The sequence below is a fragment of the Myxococcus sp. MH1 genome (assembly GCF_059738865.1).
In genome coordinates, this window is sequence record NZ_AP026947.1 from 3,392,965 (window position 1) to 3,413,003 (window position 20,039).

Genomic DNA, 20,039 nt, shown 5'->3' on the forward strand with positions numbered 1-20,039 from the left:
CGGGGGCATGCGGGCGCGAGGGTGACTTCCGTCAGTACTCGAGCGTGCCCTTGAGCCAGCCCGCGCGGCCGGGCCGCTCGACGCCGTAGTAGTCGAACACCTTCGCGTCGGTGAGGTTCTCCAGTTCCGCCGTGAGCCCCACGGTGAGCTTGCCCCGGCGCACGCGGTAGCCCACGCCCGCCGCCTGGACGAACTGCGCGTCCAGGTCGTCCTTCGTGGACTCCAGCCCCAGGCCCTCCCAGTTGCGGAAGAAGCCGTGCACGTAGCGCGTGCTCCAGAAGGGCGACAGCTCGTCCTCCGCGAGCGCCAGTCCGCGCAGCGACAGGCGGGCCGTGGCGTTGGCGAAGAGCCAGGGCCTGTTCGGCAGGCGCCGGCCGTCGAAGTCGCCGAACGTCCCCTGGCTGGACGCGTTGCGCGGGTCCTGCGCGGTGGCGTTGGCGTCCACGCTGAACAGGCCGCCCGGTGACGTCCACCCCGCGGACAGCTCGACGCCGAGGATGCGGGCGCCGTACACGTTCTGGTAGCTCCAGTCGCGGTCCCTCCCCGTGAGCAGGATGAGGTTGTCGGCGAAGCGCGCGAAGCCGTTGACCTCGCCCCGGAAGCTGCCCGCGCGCGTGCGCAGCGGCACGGTGGACAGGCTCAGGTTGAGGTTGTGGCTGTGCTCGGGCTCCAGGTCCAGGTTCTCCAGCACGAGCACGCCATTGCCGAAGACCTCGTCCGCGCGCGGCAGCCGGGTGGCGCGCTCGTAGCTCGCCTTGAGGTAGAGCGGGGTGCCCAGGCGCAGGCGCATCGACGCGCCGCCGCCCAGGTGGTGGAGGCCCTTGTCCTTGTCCAACCAGCCGCCCACGGCCAGGGGCTGCCGGGCGCGCCCCTGGTAGAGGTAGTCCTTGCCGAAGACGATGACCTCCAGCGCGTCGTCGAGCAGGTCGACCTGGTACTCGAGCCCGGTGACGAAGGTGAGCTGGGTGCGCCGGGGCGCCAGGCTGTCCGGGTCGCTGGGGCTGGCCCGGCGGCGCTCCTCGCCCGTGCGCGTCGTGACGGTGGGCGCGAGCGCGAGCCGCAGCGTGTGTGACGCCGCCACGTCCCAGCCCACGTTGACGCGGCCATAGGCGGTCTGCTGCCAGACGGTCTGGTCGATGGCGCCGCCGCCAATCTCGCCGGGCAGCTCGCGCGGGAAGACGCGGTTGCCGAACCAGTCGTAGCTCCACTCGGCGATGTCGACCAGGCGGGTGGCCTGCCACGCGTAGCCGGCCAGCGCGTCCAGGCGCACCGTGGGCGAGAGCGTCTTCGCGTAGAGCAGCTGCGCGCCCAGGGAGTCGGCGTCGTACGTGGCTTCACCGTACGGCGCGGCCATCACCAGGTTGTGTTGCAGCTGCTTGTCGTTGCGGGAGCCGAAGGCGCGCAGGACGACACGGTCCGCCCAGGACAGCTCGGTGAAGCCCACCTCGACGCCGCCGCCGAGCGCTTCGTAGCCGTCGTGGAAGCGCTTGACGGTGACGGGGCGGAGGTTGCCCCGGTCATCCGCGGCCTCGACGTCGATGGCGTAGTTGTTCTTCGTCGTATCGGCGAAGAAGTGCGCGCGGGCGTAGAAGCCCGTCGGCGCGGGCTTGTAGCCGCCGCCCAGCGTGAGCCGGAGCGTCCCGAAGGCGCCGCCCTGGAGTGACACCGCGCCATGCGCGCCGGGCTCCAGCGGCGTGGAGGTGAGGTTCACCGCGCCGCCCAGCGCGTCCGCGCCGTAGCGGATGGGGACGACGCCCCGGTAGAGCTGGATGGAGTCCACCAGGTTGACGGGGACGTTGGCGATGCCGAACGGATAGCCGGACAGGTCCAGCGGCACGCCGTCGAGGAAGAAGCGGACCTGGTCGTCGGTGAGGCCGTTGAGCGTGAAGGAGGCGGAGCTGCCCAGCCCGCCCGTGCGGCGCACCTCGACGCCCTCCTGCGCGGCCAGCACCTGGCCCATGTCCACCGAGCGGGCACGCGCGCGCTGCACGCTCACGACCTTCACCGCCTCGGCGGATTGCCGCTGGCGCTCCGCGTCCGAGCGTCCGGACACGGTGGTCTCCAGCTTCTTCTCCTCGGGCGCGGTGGCCGTGGCCTCGGCGGCCGCGGTGGGCGCCTCCGTCGGTGTCTCCGGAGTGGCGACGGGTGGCGGCGTGTCGAGCTGGAAGGTATGGACCAGCTCGATCTGACAGGCCACGGGCTCGCCGCGCACGCGCGCGGGCTCGAAGCGGAAGGAGAGGCTCGCGGTGCGCACGGCCTCGTCGAAGGCGGGGCCCGCCGAGCGGACGACCTCCGAGTCGGTGACGACGCCGGTCTCATCCAGCGTCAGCCGCAGCACCACCTCCCCCTCGCGCCGCGCCGCCTGCTCCGCCTGGGGATAGGGCACCACCACGCTGTCGATGCGGCGGGGGACCTGGACCTCGTCCGTGGGCGGTGCTTCCTGAGTCGCCTCGGCGCCGGCGGGCGCCTGTTCCGGTGAGGCAGACGAGGCCGGAGGCGGCGAGGCCACCGAGAGCAACAGCGCGAGAGGGGTGACCGGCAAGAACATCCGCAATCCCGGACTAGTTGGTTCTGCGACGCAATCTCAACGAGCGCCGGAGCCGGTATCAGGGATATGGGGTGGGGCGGTCAAGGCGCGCGGCGGAGAAGGCAGAAGCCCCAGGCTCGGCAGCCGCAAGCCGTCGCGATGCTGGCGGTTGCGCGGGATGCCCGCCCCCCTGTGCAGGGAGCGGGCACGGCGGGGAGCCTCGGGGCCTCGCCCGAGGCCCGGCACGTCGTCACTGCGCGATGGCGCCCAGCTCCGACTCCGCCGGGTCGATCTTCGCCTCGGTGCCGCTCCACACGAACGGGATGCCCGGCTGACGGTAGAGCGTGGCCGGGATGTCCTTGGCCAGCTGCGCGTGGAGCTCGGGCAGCTGGGACCAGTGCAACCCGTGCTTGGTGTGGTGCGCGGTGTGGTAGCCCAGGTTGCCGGTCATCAGGTTGTAGCCCTTGTGCAGGATGTTGTACGAGGCCTGCGAGTGCTCCGTGACGTCCAGCCCCACGTGGTGGAAGTAGGTGGCCCAGACGGTGACGTAGAGCGACACCGCCATCGGCAGCAGGAACACGAAGAGGGCGTTGTACCAGTTGTGCCAGAACAGCACGCCCAGCAGCGCCACCTGCAGCGCGCCCATGCCCAGGAACACGCGCAGCGCCTTCGGATGGGACAGGCCCACGCGGTACGCGCGCGGATACGCCATGAGCCAGTTGAGGACGGAGAACTCCACCTCACCCATGGTGGTGCCGTCGGCGCGCTTCCACCCGGCCTCGTCCTTGGTCTGGTCCAGGTAGTTGCGGTGGTGGCCCACCACGTGGTGCAGGAACCACGCGTGGGACGTCACGCCCGTCTGGAAACCGAACATGATCTCCAACAGCCGGTTGGGCAGCGCGTGACGGAACATCGTCACGTGCTGGTGGTGGTGGTTCCAGGCGCTGATCCACCCCTTGGGGATGACTCCGAGGCCGAGCCAGAGGATGGGCAACCACCAGCTCGTCGCCGTGAAGAAGACCGTCAGGTCCAGGGCGAACATCAGGGTGAACAACAGGACGGGGATGCGGTCTCGGGGATGTCGGAACAAGGTCATGCGGATTCCACTGCCGGGGGGAGGGGGGCTTCCAGGGAAGCGGGGTGAAGGGTGGACCGCTCTCGCGGGATGATTCTGCCCGTGACGCCCTGGGGACGCACCACGCCGAAGAAGAAACCCTCCTCGAAGGGCTCCGTCGAATCGACGTGGATGCGCGCGCGGGCGCTCAAGGTGGCCAGTGCCGTGCGCAGGTACACCATGGCGAAGTCCCCGGCCACGCAGGCCCGGGGGCCCCGGCCGAAGGGGAAGAAGTGCCCGCTGCCGAGCGGGTCTCTCGCCGCGCCCCCGTGGAGCCAGCGCTCCGGGTCGAACGTCTCCGGGCTCGCCCAGTGGCTCGGGTCGCGGTGCAGGTGCTGGTTGGACACCATGAGCGTGGTGCCCGGCGGCAGCGTGACGCCCGCCAGCCGCGAGGGCGTCAGCGGCGAGCGGCGCATGAAGACGCGCACCGCGGGCAGGATGCGCAGGGCCTCGTACGCCACGGCCTCGCCCCACGGGGCCTCGGCCACCAGCCGCGACAGGCTCAAGGGGCCTTGGGCCAGCGCGTCGGACTCCAGCGCCAGCCGTTCCAGGGTGGCGGGGTACTTGTTGAGTTGATGGAAGGCACCCACGAGCGTCGTGCTCGAGGAGAACACACCCCCGAAGAAGAACCCGCCGAGCAGGTGGGCGTGCACCTGGTCGTCGAGTCGGGGCATCTCCCGCAAGGTCCACGACATCAAATCCACGGCGGTGGAGGAGCGCGCCTGCCTGGCCTCGTGGATCTTCCGGGCGAACACGCCGTAGAAGCGCTCCTTGGCGGCCTCGAAGCCCTTGGGCGCCGAGACGAACCGCAGCGGCAGCTTCGCCTGGATGCGCGCGTCCGCGCCCGCCGCCAGCAGCATGAAGTCGTCGTAGTACGACGCCGGCAGCTTCTCGCCCACCGTCGCCACGCAGAACGCGTCGAACGTCATCTTGCGCAGCGTGGGCGTCAGGTCGACGGACGGGTGCGCGAAGCAGGCCTCCACCGATTCGAGCAGCGCCCGGCGCAGCGGCTCCACCTGGGCCGCCTGCCACGCGGGCGTCCAGGGCTGCGCCAGCGGGTCCATGGCGTGCTTGCGTGACCAGTCGTCACCCTGCTCGGCGATGAAGGGCGTGTCGTCCGTGGTGGAGTGGCGGATCTGCTCGCCGATGTTGCCCTTCTCGAACTCCAGCCGCCGCGTCTCCAGCACCTCGTGGATGACGTCCGCGTCGTTGAGGATGAGCGCGGGGGACGGCCCCAACCACGCCACGGTGACGGGGCCGTACTCGCGCGCATAGCGGGCGCAGACCTCCCAGGGCTGGGTGCCCAGGAAGTCACCGAGGTTGCCCAGGAGGCCCGGCGTCGGCCCGGGCAGGCTCGCCAGGGGCGCGCGGCGGCCGCCGAAGAACAGGTTGAAGAGACCTCGGGAGAGCAGGTTGGGCACGCGCGTCTCCAGGGCTCAGACGGTGATGCCGCAGGGAATCCGGTCGGGACTCAGCACGGTGTAGGGCACCTGGGCGCCCGCGTTGCGCGCCGCCACCACGTCGCGCTGGGTGCGCAGGCGCTGCTCGAACCGCTCGCGCAGGGCCTTCACCTCGGGCTCCTGGAAGTACTCCTCCCGCCAGCCTCCCTCGTGGAGCAGGTACTCCTCGTCGTCGCCGAAGCTGGACAGCGCCCGGCCGATGGCGACCTGCCAGAGCGTCTGGGACTTGGAGGGAATCATCTCGGGGATGTCCTCGGCGCGCAGCGTCCCCTTCTGTCGGGGCGGCTCCCTGCGCATGCACAGGGGCGCGTTGGGTACGAAGGCGTAGTGTTCGTATTGCAGGTAGTTCACCGCCGCGTGCTGCACGCTGACGGTGAAGACGACGGTGGTGAGGATGTCGACCAGGTCGTCGACGCGCGACAGCTCCCGGCACGGCAGCTTGTCCACCGGCAGCCCGTGCTCGGTGAGGTCCTTCCACCAGTGCTGCATCTCGGTGTCGCCCTCGAGGTCGGCGTCGGTCGGGTAGAAGTACCGGAGGACCCCACCGACGTATTCCTCCAGAGCATCCCACAAGGGCAGCGCGTCGTCGCGGTAGGGGTAGTACGGGAGCACCGCCGGGTCCAGCACACCCCGGCGCTCGAGGTCCTGACGGGGTCGGTTGTCCGTGAGCTTCCAGCGCTGGTAGCCCTTCTTGCCCAGCTGCAGGTGTCCCTTGTCGGGGCCGCCCGTGGCGATGAAGTCGTCGAACACCCCGCCCGCGGCGAGCAGCCCCTTTCGTGCGCCCTCGTTGATGGCGAGCGTGTAGCGGAAGTGCCGGCGCAGGAGCTTGTAGACGGGGTGCGGGTCCGGGAGGTTGCGCATCGTCGCCATCACGAAGGGCTCCGCCACGAAGTGCGTGCGCAGGGCGTGCGCCACCATCTGGTGCGTGTTGCCCTCGCTGCAGCGCAGGTAGATCTTCGCCGCGAGCCAGTCGTACGTGTCGTCGTTCGGCGTGAAGACGGGGTCCCTCCCGCCGTCGCGCCCCAACTGGATGGCCAGGGGCCTGAGCTGCTGCAGGTCATCCAGGTACAAGAGGCACCGCGCCGCGGGCGCCCACCGGCGCTCCTCCACGCCGTCCTCGTCGACCTTCCGGTACATCGGGATGTCCTCGAGGATGTCGAAGTCGAGCAGGAAGATGCGCTTGGAATCCAGCGCCCGGGCCAGCGTGGTGTCGGGGGACAGGATGCCCTTCACGTCCTCATCCGTCAGCGGCATGCCCGGGGGCAGCTGGGGGATGAGGGTGATGTGGAGCGGGTTGATGCCCTGCACGGCCTGACGCGCGAACTCCAGGTCGTCCTGCCAGCGCGGGGCGAGCCGGGGCACCTCCAGGCCCTTGAAGAAGTCGAAGATGTCCACCAGCCCGTTCCAGGCCTTGGACAGCAGGGGCAGGTGCAGCTTGATGGCGGCCAGCGTCCTGGCGATGACCACCTCGTAGCTGCCCTCCGTCAGCCCCCGATACAGCTCGTCCTTCGGCAGGGGCCGTGACTCGCTGAGGTCCAGCGCGCCCGGAAGCCCCTCGGTCGCCTCCGCCGGACGCCACGGGTACATGCGCCTGCGCGCCTCCAGCAGCTCCCGCCTCGCCGCGGTCTCCCGCTCACAGCCCGCATGCCGCGCGAGCTTCGCGGTGCCCTCCAGCACGTCCACCGTGGCCCCACCCCGCACCCAGCGGAAGAACGGGAAGCTCCACTGCCGCTCCCCGGCCGTCACCCACGCGTGGTCCAAGAGCCAGTCCGCCGCGATGCCTCCGGTGTTGCCGAAGCGCAGCAGCACGAGCTCCCCCACGTCGTCCGGGGCCTGCACGGAATAGACATCCTCCGCGCCCGCCTCGAAGTCGTTGTGGAAGGGCTTGTCCAGCACGTGCGGGCCACTCTCACCTCGCGTGCCCACCAGGACGACGGAGATGTTCGCATCGGTTCCCGCGCCGAGCTTCGTGCTCGTCCGAATCCTGAGCTTGTACTCGACAGTCATGAACTCCCCTATGGAACGGGTAGGACCGTAGGACGCGTAAAGCAGGAGCTCAAGCAGTGGTACCCTCCCTGGAGAACGAAACCGGCGTCGCGCAGCGCACGGATGGTCCTGGGCGTGTGGCGAGTGGGCGTGCGAGCGACTCCCGGAGAGGTCGGGCTGATGACAGACACGTGGCCTCGTGGGCCCGTGACATGGGGATGGGGATGATGTTCGCGGTGCTGCGCCGATGGATGGGTTCTCTCGGATTCAAGGGACGCGAGAGCCCACGCAACGAAGTGCTCGACGCCCAGGAGCTGTCCCGGTGGTACGCGGGGCTGGCGCTCGAGGAGCGTCTGGCCATCAGCCGGGAGCTGGGCCCGCGCGTGCGCGCGAGCCGTCCCGCGCGGGATGAGGCCGCGCTCCCGGCGGTCGCCGTGGGGCGTCTGGTGTTCGAGCAGGAGGGGCCCGGCGGTCCCAAGGCCCTGCACCACATCAAGGTGGAGCTGTGGGATCGGGACTTCGGCTCGCCGGATGACTTCCTGGGCGAGGGCTTCACGGACCCGGAGGGGTATTTCCGTGTGCGTTATGACCCGGCCGACGCGGGCGAAGGGGACCTGCCGGACCTGGAGGTGCGTTTCTTCGAGCCCCAGCACAGCTTCCGTCCGGATGGGCAGGTGGTGGAGACGTGGCGGCGCATCGGCTCGGAGAAAGGGCCGGATGACCATGGTGGGCTCCACCACGACTTCGGCACGCTGAGGCTGCCGTACTGGGAATACGACACCTCCACGCCGCTGGCGCGGCTGCTCGTCACGGAGGAGGGCACGCCGCCCACGGCGTACGCGCCGGGCCGCGCGCTGGCGATGCTCAAGGCGGTGGCGCCCATCGAGCTCGTCAAGCGACGCCACCTGCTCCAGGGGAAGCTGGGACAGGCGCCGGGGCTGGACAAAATCCAGGCGGACTACCCGGAGGCGATGACGGTGCGGATGGAGCGCGAGTCACCGGGCTCCACGCGCACGGATGCGTTCTTCGGTGAGCGATTGCTCAACGGCATGTTCTCCACGCTCATGGATGGAGACCCGGAGGCGCCGGGGGACAGGGCGGCCTTCCGGCTGTACTTCCCATGGAACGCGTACGAGCAGGATGGCGAGCACTGCCTCCCCGACGTGGACGTGCGTCTGCGATTGGAGGAGGGGCGGCTTCTGCCCACGCGCATCATCCTGGGCATGCGTGAGCCGGGCGTGAAGCAGGCGGGCGCGCCGGTGACGCGGCGGAGCTACACGCCCGCGGATGGCCCGGGCTGGGAGGCCGCGAAGCGGATGGCGCGGGTGAGCGCGACGCTGGAGACGGAGCTGGGCAACCACCTGGGCCAGTGCCACTTCAACGTGGAGCAGTACGCCATCGCCGCGCATCGCAACCTGCGGCGCAGCCCGCTGCGCTGGCTCTTGATGCCGCACCTGCGGGAGGTGGTGCTCATCAACCACTCCGCCAATGGCTTCCTCGTGGGGCCCCGGGGCTACATCACCCGCGCCAGCGCGCTCACCGAGCGGAGCGTGGAGACTCGGCTCCTTCACCTGATGGGCAGCTACGACTGGAGGGGCTTCGCGCCCGCGCCGCCCATCTGCGAGTCGCACCGCTACGCCCGCGCGGCGAACCTGTTCTGGCGCTTGCTGGGCGAGCACGTGAGCGCCTTCTTCGCGGAGCATGCCCAGGCGCTCGCGGCCGAGTGGCTCGAGGTGCGGCGCTTCTCCGACGACCTGGTGGCGCACTCGGCCCCCGCCTTCGTGTGCCGCTACCTGCGCGCGACGGTGCCGGGCAAGAGCGCGCCGTGGTTCGTGCGCTCCGAGCGCATGGACCTGGACGCGAAGGCCGCCGAGCCCGTGGCGAAGGCCGTCAGCCCGGTGACGCTCACGGACACGCCCCAGTCCGGCGAGCTGGAGGCGCTCCAGCAACTGTGCCGCTACGTCATCTTCTTCGCGACCTTCCGCCACGCGTGGGCCAACAACCTCCAGTGGGACGACGCGGGCGAGGTGCTCTACGCGTGCCTGGGCCTGCGCTGGGGCAGGGACGGCGCGCTGTCGACGGAGGCGGACCACGACGTGGCGCCGCCTCCCGAGGAGGCCACGGAGATGCTGTGGATTTCGTGGATGCTGTCCAAGACGAGCTACGGCTACCTGCTGTCGAACGAGGAGGCGGACGTGCATCCGCGCTTCGTGGAGCTGTTGCGCGCGCACGCCGCCGACTTCGCCGCGCTGGGCCTGGACATCCGCACCGTCAGCTCCCGCATCAACATCTGAGCGGGCGCCGACGGGGCGGGCGGCCAGTCCGGCTCACTCCTCGGGGGTGAGCCACTCCATGGTCTCATCGGTCACGAACTGGACGTAGCCGTAGATGGACATGCGGGCGCCGAAGTTCTTGAGCATCCCTCCGAATCGGGAGAGGGGACTCATGGCATCGGCGACCCCGTCGGCGGCGGTCCCGGCCGCGCCGCCAAGGGTCGACGCGGTGGAGGGGTGACTGCTGTCTTCGGTGATGAGCTGTGTGAAGACGCTCAACTCCACGCCCGCGAACCCCAAGCCGAACGCCAGGAGCCCTCCGCCGGCGCCACCGGAGGCGATGGCCAGGCCCAGGCCCACCCAGCGTGCTCCGTGTGCGAACTTGCGATTGAACCGCCGGCGCTCCCGAGCCGCCTCCTGCTGCCGGATGGCGCGCTCCTCCAGCTCCTTCTGCGCCCTGGTGAAGAGGCCATTCAGCGCTCGCCCTATCTGGAGCGCGCGCTCGTCGAATCGCTCGATGTCGAGCGTGAGCCCACGCATGGCGTGCTCCAGCGGTGCCAGCTTCCTGGCCTGGTCATACGCATCCCGGGTCAGCTCATACGACCGTCGGGCCAGCGCCAGCGCGGCGGAGGCCCTGCGCTGGCGCTTGGACAAGGAGGTCGTGTCGCGCTGGACCTGGATGGGCCCCGCCGCCGCCTCGCCGGAGGGCACCGGGACCGAATCGACGCTCGGGTTCGACTGGGCATACTCGTGCTCGGGGTTGCCCGGCGTGAGCGAGGGAGAGCCGTTGCCGCCACCTCCGCCGCCGGAGCCGGGCCCGTCGTCACCACCGTGCTCGGGGATGAGCGGGTCGCTGCTCCCGTTGCCCGAGCCCCCGCCACACCCTCCTGGGACGCGGACGGACAGCCCACCGCCCGTTCCGACGGTGCCGGGGCCACTCCAAGCGCCCTCCTCGCAGAGGCCGGTGGGGTCGGTCACGCTCACCGGGTTGTTCCAGGCGTAGCTGTAGCGGTTGAGGTCCGCGAGCTTGAAGGGCGCCTGGACGATGGGGTCGGGGCTGATGAAGCGCCCCACCGACGCGTCGTACATCCGCCCGCGCATGAACGTGAAGCCGCCGTCATCGCGGCCCTCATGGCCCGTGAACCCCCGGGTGACCAGGGAGGCGGTGCTGAACAGCGTGGTCTGCGTCCAGTCGAGTGGATCCCTGGGCTGGCCCCAGGCGGTGTAGCTGCGCCGCTCCACCACCGCCCCCGCGTGGTTCGTCACGAGCGCCGTCGACCCCAGCTCGTCCGGCAGCAGGAAGCGGTTGGCGGAGGTGACGATGTTGCCCTGGCTGTTGTAGGTCCGCTCCAGCTCCGCGATGGTGTCTCCGCCGACCTTGACCAGGTGCGTGTGCCGCGCCGGCGTCAGCGGCGTGTTCACGTTCCGCTCGCGGCGGTACCACCCGCCGAGCGTCAGCGTCTCGAGCCCGCTCTGGGCGTCGAAGCGGCGCACCCGGTCTCCATCCGCGTCGTAGCCGAACTTCAGCTCGTAGGTGGGCAGGCTGAAGATGGACGTCACACGGCCGAGGGGGTCGTGCGTCAAGGCCGTGTTGATGCCATTGACCGAACGGGCAATCATCGCGCCGTTGTCGTCGTACCAGAACGCGGTGGCCCCGGCGGTCTGGAGGCGCTCGTCCTGATAGGTGTACGCGCCGACGTCCGGGCGCTCCTGCAGGTTGCCGAAGGCGTCATAGACGAACGTCGCATCCTGGGTGACGGCGCCCTTCTTGGCCTGGGTGCCGAGCAGTTGGTGCTTCGCGTCGTAGCGGAAGGTCTCGCTCTGGTTGTTGATGGCGTCGAGCCGCTTGCGCAGGTCCATGGCCTTCGTCCACTCCAGTCGCAGGTCCTGCACCGTGGTGGCGGCGCCCTGGGGTTGGAAGACCGAGCGGATCGACTCGAGCCGCCCCGTGTTCGCATCGAAGGTGCGCGTGGAGACGACGCCATTGCCGAAGAGCGCCTCATGAACGCCACCATACGGGTCCGCGCGGAGCTGCTCCCACAGGTCGAAGCCCACGGAGGGGTCGTCGAAGCCCTTGAGGCGCAGCAGGTTGCCGAAGTCGTCGTACTGCATCGTCACGACGAGGTCCGTCGGGTAGCGCAGGCTCTGGGGCCGGCCGAACGTGTCGTAGGCCGTCTGGAGTCGGAAGACCTCGCCGTTGAGGGTCCAGTCCGTGGCGGTCGGCCTGCCGAACCCGTCGTACACATGCGTCTTCGAGTGTCCGTCACGGGAGACGGACTGGTGCAGGAAGCCTGGGCGGCTCACGTCGTAGGCCCACGTCGTGCTCCCTCCCTTCGAATCCAGGATGGAGATGGGGCGGCCCAGGTCGTCGTACTCGTAGACCAGCGTCTGGCCCTTCGCATCGACCGAGCTGCGCAGCTGCCCGAGCGGGTCGTAGTCGAAGGTCTGCAACCCCGTCTGCTTCTCGGTCAGCGCCAGCCGCCGGTTGTAGAGGTCCAGCTTGAACTGCGTCGGCGCGCGCAGCGCCGTCGGCGTGCAGGGCTCCATCCGGTTCAGGCCCTCGAAGTGGCCGTAGCGGTAGCACATCTGCGTCGCGGTGCCCGGGGCGTCCGCCTTGTGGCCATCCGCCGAGCGCACGACGTTGCCGCGCGTGTCGGACAACAGCCACGTCTGGTTGCCGTCGGGGTCGATCTGCGTCGTCTTCAGGCCCTCGTGAACCCAGCGCGTCTTGATGACCCCCTCGATGTCGCCGGGCGTGGCGCGCTCGACGAGGCGGTTGCGGACGTCATAGGTCAGGTGGGTCCACAAGGGTGACTCGCCCGTCTTCGCCGGCTGGGACACGCGCACCAGGCGGCCCCGGTCGTCGTACTGGGCATAATTGAAGATTTCGTACTGGCCCTTGAAGCCCTTGCTGACGGACTGGACCGGACGGCCCAGCGTGTCGAAGGTGGTCTCCGAAATGCCCAGGCCGGGGGCCTCGACGATGACCCTCGGGGGCATGAAGGGCAGGGGCTCATAGGTGATGGACGTGCCCGGCGTCATCGCCGTGTTCTGGCTCCAGACCTGGCTGAACGTCGGACGCCCGAAGCCGTCGAAGTCGCTGATGGACTTCACGCCGTCCGGTGAGGTGGAGGAGAGGACCAGCCCCATGCCCGGCTCCCAGCGGCGCGTGGCGGTGTGCCCCAGCCCGTTCGTGAAGGAGATGGGGAAGACGCCGTCCGTGCCGTACTGGAGGGTGAGGTTGCGGTCATTGCCCTCGGCGTCCGACACCTGGAGGGCCGTCTCGTTGCCGAAGCTGTCGTACCCATGGCGCGTGGTGTAGCGGTACTCCGCCAGGGTGGGCTCCACCGTGACGACGTCGGGATCTCCCAGGGCCGTGTACGTGGTCTGGACCGTACGCGTCTTGGACGCCGGCGTGGTGCCGGGGAGCCGATGGGTGACCTTCTCCTCGAGCACCAGGCCCAGCTGCCACACGCCGAGCCGGTGGTCGTACTTCAAGTCAGTCTCATAGCGCGCGCCGGAGCCCACGTCCTCGGAGTAGAAGCGCGTCGGGAAGCCCAGTTCGTCGTAGTCGTGGTGGTAGTTCGGGTTCTGGGCATCGGGGAACGTGGAGTATCCCCGCCGGGTGTGCTTGAGCGGGAGGATGCCTTGCTGCGCATCCGCGTGGGCGATGTCCGCGAACTGCGCGGGCGTCAGCGCAGTCCAGGACAGCCCGCCATACGTCAGGAGCCAGGAGTTGAACTGCTCGAAGGCCCGCACCTCGGTGGCGCGCGTCAGGGAGGAGAAGAAGTAGGACGCGCACAGGCTCTGGTCGTACTGGTAGCCGCAGGGGCCGAACCAGTTGGGGTTGACCTGCCAGTCCGGGTCGCCATGGAAGTCCGCCCTGGGGACGAACGTGTATTGGTTCTCCGTGAGGACGGCGAGCGCGCCGTCCTGGCTGTCTATCTGTTTGCGCAGGGAGAGGGATTGGAGCAGCTTGCCGGCGTGGGGCGCGACCCGGCCGTTGTGATTGATGTTCGCGGTGCGCGTCGAATACGTCTCGAGGCGCAGGTCCAGGAAGTCCAGGGGCGGCGCGTCCGGGCCCGTGGCCGCGTCGTTCTTGATGTTGCGATGCTCGAAGCCCAGGAACTGGTGTCCCTGGAGCAGCTGCTGCGCGTTCTTGTAGAAGTAGTCGGTCTTGCGCGAGCCGACCGTCGGGGAGATGCCCGTGGGTGAGAGCAGGCTGGAGACCAGGGGGCGGGTGTCGAAGACGCGTCGGCTCGCCACCGCATCCTCCAGGCCGGGGAACGCGACGAAGGCCTCGCGGTAGACGTGCGGGTCGGACATGGGCTTGTAGAGCGCCGTCCAGCTCGCGCCGTTGCCGTTGGTGAGGCGCTGCATCAAGTCCGGCACGTCGCCCTGGCGGACGTGGAAGTCGAGCAGCCAGGGGTCGTTGGACGGGTCGCTGTCGTTGTCGGGGTTGCGGGTGCGCACGAGAACGTCGAGCAAGCCGTCGGCGTTGTAGTCGCCGAGCGACAGGGCGCGCTCGTCCAGGACCCACGGCAGCGGCGGCAGGGTCGTCATGCTCCACTCGAGCGTGCCTCCGCCCTGACGCGGATACTCGATGACCATGGGCTGGGCGTTGCTGTCCGAGGGGACGCCGTTGCGAATCAGGAGCTCGTCGCTGCCGTCGCGGTCCCAGTCGACGAGGTGCGCGGACAGGAACTGTCCATGGAACGACGTGGCGCCCAGCGTCTGCAGCCAGTCATGGCTGCGCACGAAGAAACCGCCGATGTTGAGCCACACCTCGATGCGCCCCGCCCACGCCACGCCCACGTCGGGGAGCAGCGCGCCGCCCTCCGGCTTCACGAAGGGGCTCAGGCCGTTGGACTCGAGCGTGGCCTCGGACTCGTAGCGGACCACGTCCGGGAACCCGTCGCCGTTGACGTCACCGACCTTGTCCGCGCCGAAGCCATTGCCCCGGCACAGCGCGCCGTACTGGTCCAGGCAGGCGCGGTTGGCGCCGTTGCCCGCGTGCAGGCGCTGGTAGTAGTCGAACGGCAGGCCCGTGTTCCGGGTGTAGAAGTCCAACTCCGTGGTGTGCTGGCCGAGCGGGGTGTGGAAGACCAGGGCCTGGTAGTTCCTGCCGCGCAGCTGCGCGGGGCTGAACCAGGAGCCGTTCTCCCACAGCGGAGGCCAGTGGCCCGGCGGGGAGGCGGCGTGGCTTCCGCTGCCGTCGTAGCCTCGGATGGTCAGCAGGTTGTCCGTGCCGTCGCCGTCGAAGTCCATGACGTGGATCTTGTCCAGGGCGGAGCAGGGGTGGGCCGTCAGCGTCACCGGCGTGAAGGTGTACGGATTGAGGTAGCTCCTGTTCTCCAGATAGACCCAGTGGCCCTGGTACAGCGTCGAGCCCTCCAGCCCCGGGGGCAGCGTCCCGGAGCCGTTCTGCGCGTCGAAGTAGCGGCCGCGGTCGTCGTTCTCGACGCACACCATCAGGTCCGACAGCCCGTCGCCGTTGAAGTCACCCGGGGCGACCAGCAAGGCGGTGCGTGGAGAGGGGATGTACGTGTCCGCGACGGTGAAGCCCTGGGGCAGTCCCGGGGTCTGCTGCAGGACCTGGAACCCCTGGGCGAAGCCCCACATCATCGGGAGGTCCGCGTACTCCCCCTGGGGCACCAGGACGTCCGTGCGGTCGTCGCCGGCCAGCTCGAAGGTCGCGCTGGAGAGCGCGTCCCCGGGCAGCAGGTAGGTGTGGCATTTCCTCTCGCGGTCGCAGACCTCGACCGGGGTCTGCGGAATCGGCTGCGGCGCCCTCACGGGGATGCCGGTGTCGACGATGCTCGACTCCTGAGGCGACGGACGGATGGCCCAGAAGCTCCAGTTCTGGGGCTGGTTGCCGCCCTCCCACCAGGGGGCCACCAGGATGTCCGTGGTCCCGTCCTGGTTGCCATCGAGCTGGAGCAACTGGAAGACGGCCTCGTGGTCCTCCTCGGGGATGCCGTGCACGGGGAAGAGCTTCTGGTCGAAGGCGAAGTCCGCGTCCTTGTCGTCGAGGAGGATGTTGCCGGAGTAGCCCCCGGCCTGCCAGGTGAACTCGGTGGCGCGCTTGCACACCGCGGCGCCGTTCTCCTGGACGCACTCCTGGAGGCTCTGGAGCAGCGAGCGCTTCGTCGTCGACGTGTTGTTGGCGTAGGTGAAGACATACTGCCGCACCAGTCGCTGGCCCGCGGTCGCGACGGCCGACGGGGCGAAGGTCGAGATGCTCTTGAGCCGGTAGGAGTGCCGGTAGCGGGTCATCGAGAAGAAGCCGTTGAAGACCTCGTGCTCCGGCAGGCGCTCGTACTGGAAGGTGACGCGGCGGGTGTTGTTGACGTACCGGATTTCAGTCAACCGGTGGTCCAGGCGCGAGTGCGTGCCCAGCGGGTCGGTGAAGTTGTCGGTGAAGGCATAGTGGTACGTCATCACGTTGCCGTGGGCGTCCCGGGCCTGGGTCTGCTTCCATTCATAGGGCAGCTTGATGGGGGCCCCCGAGGGGTCCATGTCGAAGCTGTAGACGCGGCTCGGGTCGTCCGTGCCGTAGAGGTGGCTGGAGCCGTCCGGCAGTTGCAGCTCGAAGCCGGGCAGGCCATCGGACGAGGTCTTCGCGATGACGCGGCTGCCGTCGTCGTTGTACTTGCGGTAGACGCGGCCCACCTTCAGGCTGTTCTCCACGCCGATGAGCCGCATGCCATCCAGGCAGAGCCAGTCCGCCGGGAACTGGGGTGGGTTCTCGTTCGCCTCGTCCCGGAAGGTGATGGGGTGGAGCGTGGCGTCGTCGCTCATGATGCGGCCACAGCGCTTGATGCTCGAGGTGGCGGCGAGCGAGAACCCCACGCCGAGCTCTCCGCTCTCGGTGTGGCTGCTGTAGCTGACGCTGAGGGAGGGGGACAGGGCCCCGATGCCGGGAGGGACCTGGAGGGGAATCGAGGTCACGGCCTGGCCTGTCGCCGTCACGGCGAGGGCTCCGCCGGTGTTGCCCGTGGGGGCCGTCTGACTCAGGTGGCCATCCGGGCTGTTGGCGCTGGCCGCTCCGACGGCCAGGAGCACGGGTAATAGCAACAAGGGTTGTCTCATTCCGAAGTCTCCAGCCCCCCGGGAGGTGGGGGGTGTGGAGATGACGCGGAAGGAGGGCGGACTCCCTCACCCGCCCGCGTCGCTCCGCTGTCATCCAGGTGGTGTAGGGTCCCTGGACGCAGGGGCCGACAGCCCTGCCTCGATGAACTCAGTGAGGAAGAGACGCCATGTCTGGAGATGCGCCGAACAAGCAAGCCACCGAGTCCCTCGTGGACCGGATGAAGCGACTGGACTCCGTCCTTCCTCCCGAGGGGCAGCCGTACCATGTCCTGGAGGCGCAGAACGAGGCGGGGGCGCGCGCCGGGCTGTGGATGGCCGGCCCCAAGGGAGGCATCCCCGTGTTCCAGAGCCGGGAGAAGGCGACCGACGCGCTCCGGTTCGTCCCCTCGCCGCAGGCGCTCGGGCACGACGCGGCCGCGGTGCGCTGGGCGGTGCACACCCTCTCGGACGATGAGTTCCGCACCCTGTTCCTCAACCCGGGCCTGACGCTCTTCGTGGTCCACGCGATGAACGACGCCGGCATCGAAGCCCAGCCCCTGTGAGCTAGGGCGTCAGGGCCCCCGCCTCCAGGGGCGGCAGGGTGAGGACCTGGATGGGCGGGAAGGCGCGGCGCTGCGTGCGCTCCGCGAGCGACAGGGCCCACAGCGGGAAGGTGCGCAGATAGGTGTCGTAGTGGATGCCGCCGGTGCGGTTGTAGACGCCCGCCAGCGGCTCCCGGGGCCAGCGGCCATCGGCGCCCTGCCGCGCGCGCAGCCACGCCACGCCCCGGCGGGTGGCCCCCGAGTCGGCCTCACCGCAGGCGAAGAGCGCCAGGAGCGCCCACGACGTCGTCACCGCGTGTCCGGTGGGGCCGTCCACCCAGCGACGCTCCCGGCAGCCCTGGAGGGTCTCACTCCAGGAGCCGTCCTCGCGCTGGTGCTGCTCCAGGAAGCGCACGGCCCGGCGCAGCGCCGGGTCTGCTGGCGGAGCCCCCGCGGCCACGAGCGCCGTCACGCCGAACCAGGTGCCGTAGCTGAAGCACACGCCCCATGCCCCCTCCCAGCTGCCGTCCTCGCGCTGGGTGCGCCGCAGGTACGCCAGGCCCCGGGTGATGGCCTGCTCCACGGGCGTCTCCGGCTGGGCCTTCTTCCAGGCGACCAGTGCCTGGACACACGAGGACGTGCACTCGACGTGGCTGACGTCCACCATGGTGTTGGCGAACACGTCCGAGGCGTTGATGCGCTCGAGCCACCGCGGCGCACGCGTCGGCTCATAGGTGGCCCAGCCTCCGTCGCGGTTCTGCAAGGAGAGGATGAACTCCACGGCCTGGGCCAGCCGCTCGCGCGGCACGCGGTTGAGCCCCAGCGGCTCCAGCAGGAGACACGCCTTGACGGCCTCCGCGGTGCAGTCGCTGATGGGCCAGCCGTGCTCGCGCGTGCTGAAGGGCCAGGCGCCGCGGCTCGGGTGGCGGTAGAAGCGCTCGTGGTGAGGCGAGTCCTCGCGCACCTGCTGTGACTCCACGAAGCGGCTCGCGCGCGCGAGCGTCGCGCGGGCGTGGTCCGCGCCCGAGGCCACCAGCGCCTGGATGGCGAACGCGGTGTCCCAGAGCTGGGAGGAGTTGTAGCCGTTGAGCGTCACGCCCTCGGGGGTGCGCTGCAGATAGTCCGGCAGACGCTCCAGATGGGCGCGCACCTCCGGACCGTCGGGCCGGGCCAGATGCCAGACCACGGTGTCGAGCACCTTGTTGATGGGGGCGATGCAGATGAAGTGCGTGGCCACGTCCTCGCCGCGAATCTGCTCGAGCGACTCCTCCAGCGCGCGGGCCCTCAGGCGCTTGGAGTGCAGCCGCTCATAGAGCCCGAGCACGCGGCTCGCGGCGCGCAGCCAGGGACTGCGCGGGGTGTACGCGTCGGTGTCGGCCACCCGCTGGCGCGCCGCCTTCCAGTCCACGTGCTCATAGGGTTCGGGATACAGCTCGCGCTTGAGCTCGGCCAGCAGGGGCGTCTGCCGCACGCGCGCCTTGCGTCCATAGAGCCAGCCCATGGGCAGGTACACCATGCGGCAGTGGCACCACATCCTGGAGGGGTGGAACGGCAGCGCCTTGGGCAGCAGCCACAGCTCCGGTGGGGTGGGGGTGAGCCCCTCGTATTCGTAGAGGCCCAGCAGCGCGAGGATGGCCTTGCCCCAGGAGCCGCTGCCCAGCGGTCCGCCGCGAGGCAGGAGCCAGGCCCGCGCGCGCACGAGGTCCGGGTCGTCGGCTTCGACGCCGAGCAGTCGCTGCGCCACGTAGGTGAGCACCGTCGTGAAGACCATGCTCGGTGATTCCGGCGAGAGCCCCCAGCCACCGTCCTCGTTCTGGTGGGCTCGGAAGTAGGAGAGCAGCCCGTCTGCCAGCGGCGCGTCGGGCGCCCGCTCCATCGCGTAAAGGCCGATGATGTACAGCGGGCTCAGGAACAGCGGGCCGCTGTAGTCACCCTTCCAGGAGCCATCCGCCTCCTGGGTCCGCATCAGCACCTCGCGCGCCTGTCGCGTCATCTCGCCGCCTCCACCTCCGAGGGCACGCGCGAGCACTCCGCGAAGAGCGCCCGCAGCGCCGAGTCCGAGGCCACCCGCTCCTGCGTGAGCAGCATGAGCCGCAGCACCACCTCCCGGCTGAGCTTCAAGGGCGTGGTGTCGAACACCGCGGGGTTGCCATCCACGAGGTTGAGCGTCGTCACCGCGAAGAACAGGGGATAGAGGCAGAACAGCCGGAGGCCCGGCTCGCTCTGCGGGAGCGCCAGCGTGTACTCGAGCGCCTCGTCCAACGCCCTGCGCGCTATCACCACCAGCTCCGAGTGCAGCGCCATCGCCTGGGCGCGCAGCTCGGGGCGGGCCAGCGTCGCGGGCTCCAGGCCGTGCAGCGCCATCCGGTCCAGCGGCAGCCAGCAGCGCCCCTGGTCCAGGTCCTCGCGCACGTCCTTCAGGATGTTGGTGAGCTGCAGCGCCTCGCCGAACATGATGGCCCTGGAGCGCAGCTGCGCCCGCGCGCGCTCGTCGAGGGTGGGGGCGTGCGCGATGAAGAGCTCCGTCAGCATCTCGCCCACCACGCCCGCCACGTAGTAGCAGTAGGCGAGCGTCGTCTGGAGGTCGGGCAACCCCAGCACCGACTCGCCGCCACCGTGCCTGCGCTGAACCTGGCTCATCCCGTGGGTCATGATGCGCACGCAGCGGCGCAGGGGCGCCTGGGCCCAGGGAGGGAGCGAGGCCAGGGTCTTCAGCACGGAGAAGGTCCCCGCGATGAGCTCCACCTCCGCTTCGGGCGCGTCGGGCAGGAACTCGTCTCCCGCCAGGCGGGCGAAGGCCTGGGCGCGAGCCTCCCAGCCCGGCTCCAGGCGCACCAGGTCCTCCAGCGCTGCGAACAGCTCCTCCTGCCGGGGCCGTTGGATTTCATCCTCCACCGTGTCCGCGATGCGGGTGAGCAGGTAGGCCACTGTGACGACGAGGTCCAGGGGAGGAGGTAGCAAGGGGATGTTCAGCGCGAACGTCCGGGAGACCCGGGGCAGCACCGCTCGGCAGAACGACTCTTCATGGGCGACCATGGTTGCTCCTCTGCGTCGGGCCGGGGCCAT

General features: G+C 69.8%; 9 protein-coding genes. 2 read left to right on the top strand and 7 right to left on the bottom strand.

Annotated features, from left to right (window positions below):
• Positions 1-31: 31 nt before the first annotated feature.
• The 4 genes from mxcH to AC6JA9_RS13750 all read right to left on the bottom strand — a co-directional run bounded on the left by mxcH (position 32) and on the right by AC6JA9_RS13750 (position 7,108).
• Complete coding sequence (gene mxcH / locus AC6JA9_RS13735) at positions 32-2,548, bottom strand: TonB-dependent siderophore myxochelin receptor MxcH (protein WP_497959894.1); 2,517 nt, start codon at positions 2,546-2,548, stop codon at positions 32-34.
• A 229-nt stretch (positions 2,549-2,777) separates the two neighbouring features.
• Positions 2,778-3,623 (bottom strand): fatty acid desaturase family protein, encoded by an 846-nt coding sequence (locus AC6JA9_RS13740; RefSeq protein WP_223751518.1) that lies wholly within the window; start codon positions 3,621-3,623, stop codon positions 2,778-2,780.
• Positions 3,620-5,062, bottom strand: coding sequence for a cytochrome P450 (locus AC6JA9_RS13745; RefSeq protein ID WP_408891050.1), 1,443 nt, complete (start codon positions 5,060-5,062; stop codon positions 3,620-3,622). Before AC6JA9_RS13745 ends, AC6JA9_RS13740 begins: the two co-directional genes overlap by 4 nt.
• Positions 5,063-5,077: 15 nt before the next feature.
• The gene (locus AC6JA9_RS13750; RefSeq protein ID WP_408891049.1) at positions 5,078-7,108 is read right to left on the bottom strand and encodes a lipoxygenase family protein; all 2,031 of its coding nucleotides are present in this window, start codon (positions 7,106-7,108) and stop codon (positions 5,078-5,080) included.
• Positions 7,109-7,338: 230 nt separating this feature from the next.
• Here AC6JA9_RS13750 and AC6JA9_RS13755 point away from each other — a divergent pair, with 230 nt between their 5' ends.
• The gene (locus AC6JA9_RS13755; protein WP_497959895.1) at positions 7,339-9,381 is read left to right on the top strand and encodes a lipoxygenase family protein; all 2,043 of its coding nucleotides are present in this window, start codon (positions 7,339-7,341) and stop codon (positions 9,379-9,381) included.
• A gap of 33 nt (positions 9,382-9,414) precedes the next feature.
• On the opposite strand, the gene AC6JA9_RS13760 is transcribed toward AC6JA9_RS13755, so the two are convergent.
• Entirely contained in the window at positions 9,415-16,440 is a 7,026-nt protein-coding gene (locus AC6JA9_RS13760; protein ID WP_408891047.1) for an RHS repeat-associated core domain-containing protein, read from the bottom strand.
• 179 nt (positions 16,441-16,619) lie between these two features.
• Between AC6JA9_RS13760 and AC6JA9_RS13765 the strand changes: the two genes are divergently transcribed.
• Positions 16,620-16,994 carry a hypothetical protein gene (locus AC6JA9_RS13765; protein ID WP_408891046.1) on the top strand — a complete coding sequence of 125 codons (375 nt, stop codon included), beginning with the start codon at positions 16,620-16,622 and terminating at the stop codon, positions 16,992-16,994.
• Position 16,995: 1 nt separating this feature from the next.
• Here AC6JA9_RS13765 and AC6JA9_RS13770 read toward each other — a convergent pair whose 3' ends face one another.
• Positions 16,996-18,966 (bottom strand): 2,3-oxidosqualene cyclase, encoded by a 1,971-nt coding sequence (locus AC6JA9_RS13770; RefSeq protein ID WP_497959897.1) that lies wholly within the window; start codon positions 18,964-18,966, stop codon positions 16,996-16,998.
• Positions 18,963-20,009 (bottom strand): phytoene/squalene synthase family protein, encoded by a 1,047-nt coding sequence (locus AC6JA9_RS13775; protein WP_223751524.1) that lies wholly within the window; start codon positions 20,007-20,009, stop codon positions 18,963-18,965. The genes AC6JA9_RS13770 and AC6JA9_RS13775 overlap by 4 nt, the downstream gene beginning before the upstream one ends.
• Positions 20,010-20,039: the final 30 nt, after the last annotated feature.

Bases quoted from the DNA above. Each gene is read 5' to 3' on its own strand.
- mxcH (WP_497959894.1), bottom strand. From the start codon at position 2,548: ATGTTCTTGCCGGTCACCCCTCTCGCGCTGTTGCTCTCGGTGGCCTCG.
- AC6JA9_RS13740 (WP_223751518.1), bottom strand. From the start codon at position 3,623: ATGACCTTGTTCCGACATCCCCGAGACCGCATCCCCGTCCTGTTGTTC.
- AC6JA9_RS13750 (WP_408891049.1), bottom strand. From the start codon at position 7,108: ATGACTGTCGAGTACAAGCTCAGGATTCGGACGAGCACGAAGCTCGGC.
- AC6JA9_RS13755 (WP_497959895.1), top strand. From the start codon at position 7,339: ATGGGTTCTCTCGGATTCAAGGGACGCGAGAGCCCACGCAACGAAGTG.
- AC6JA9_RS13765 (WP_408891046.1), top strand. From the start codon at position 16,620: ATGTCTGGAGATGCGCCGAACAAGCAAGCCACCGAGTCCCTCGTGGAC.
- AC6JA9_RS13770 (WP_497959897.1), bottom strand. From the start codon at position 18,966: ATGACGCGACAGGCGCGCGAGGTGCTGATGCGGACCCAGGAGGCGGAT.
- AC6JA9_RS13775 (WP_223751524.1), bottom strand. From the start codon at position 20,009: ATGGTCGCCCATGAAGAGTCGTTCTGCCGAGCGGTGCTGCCCCGGGTC.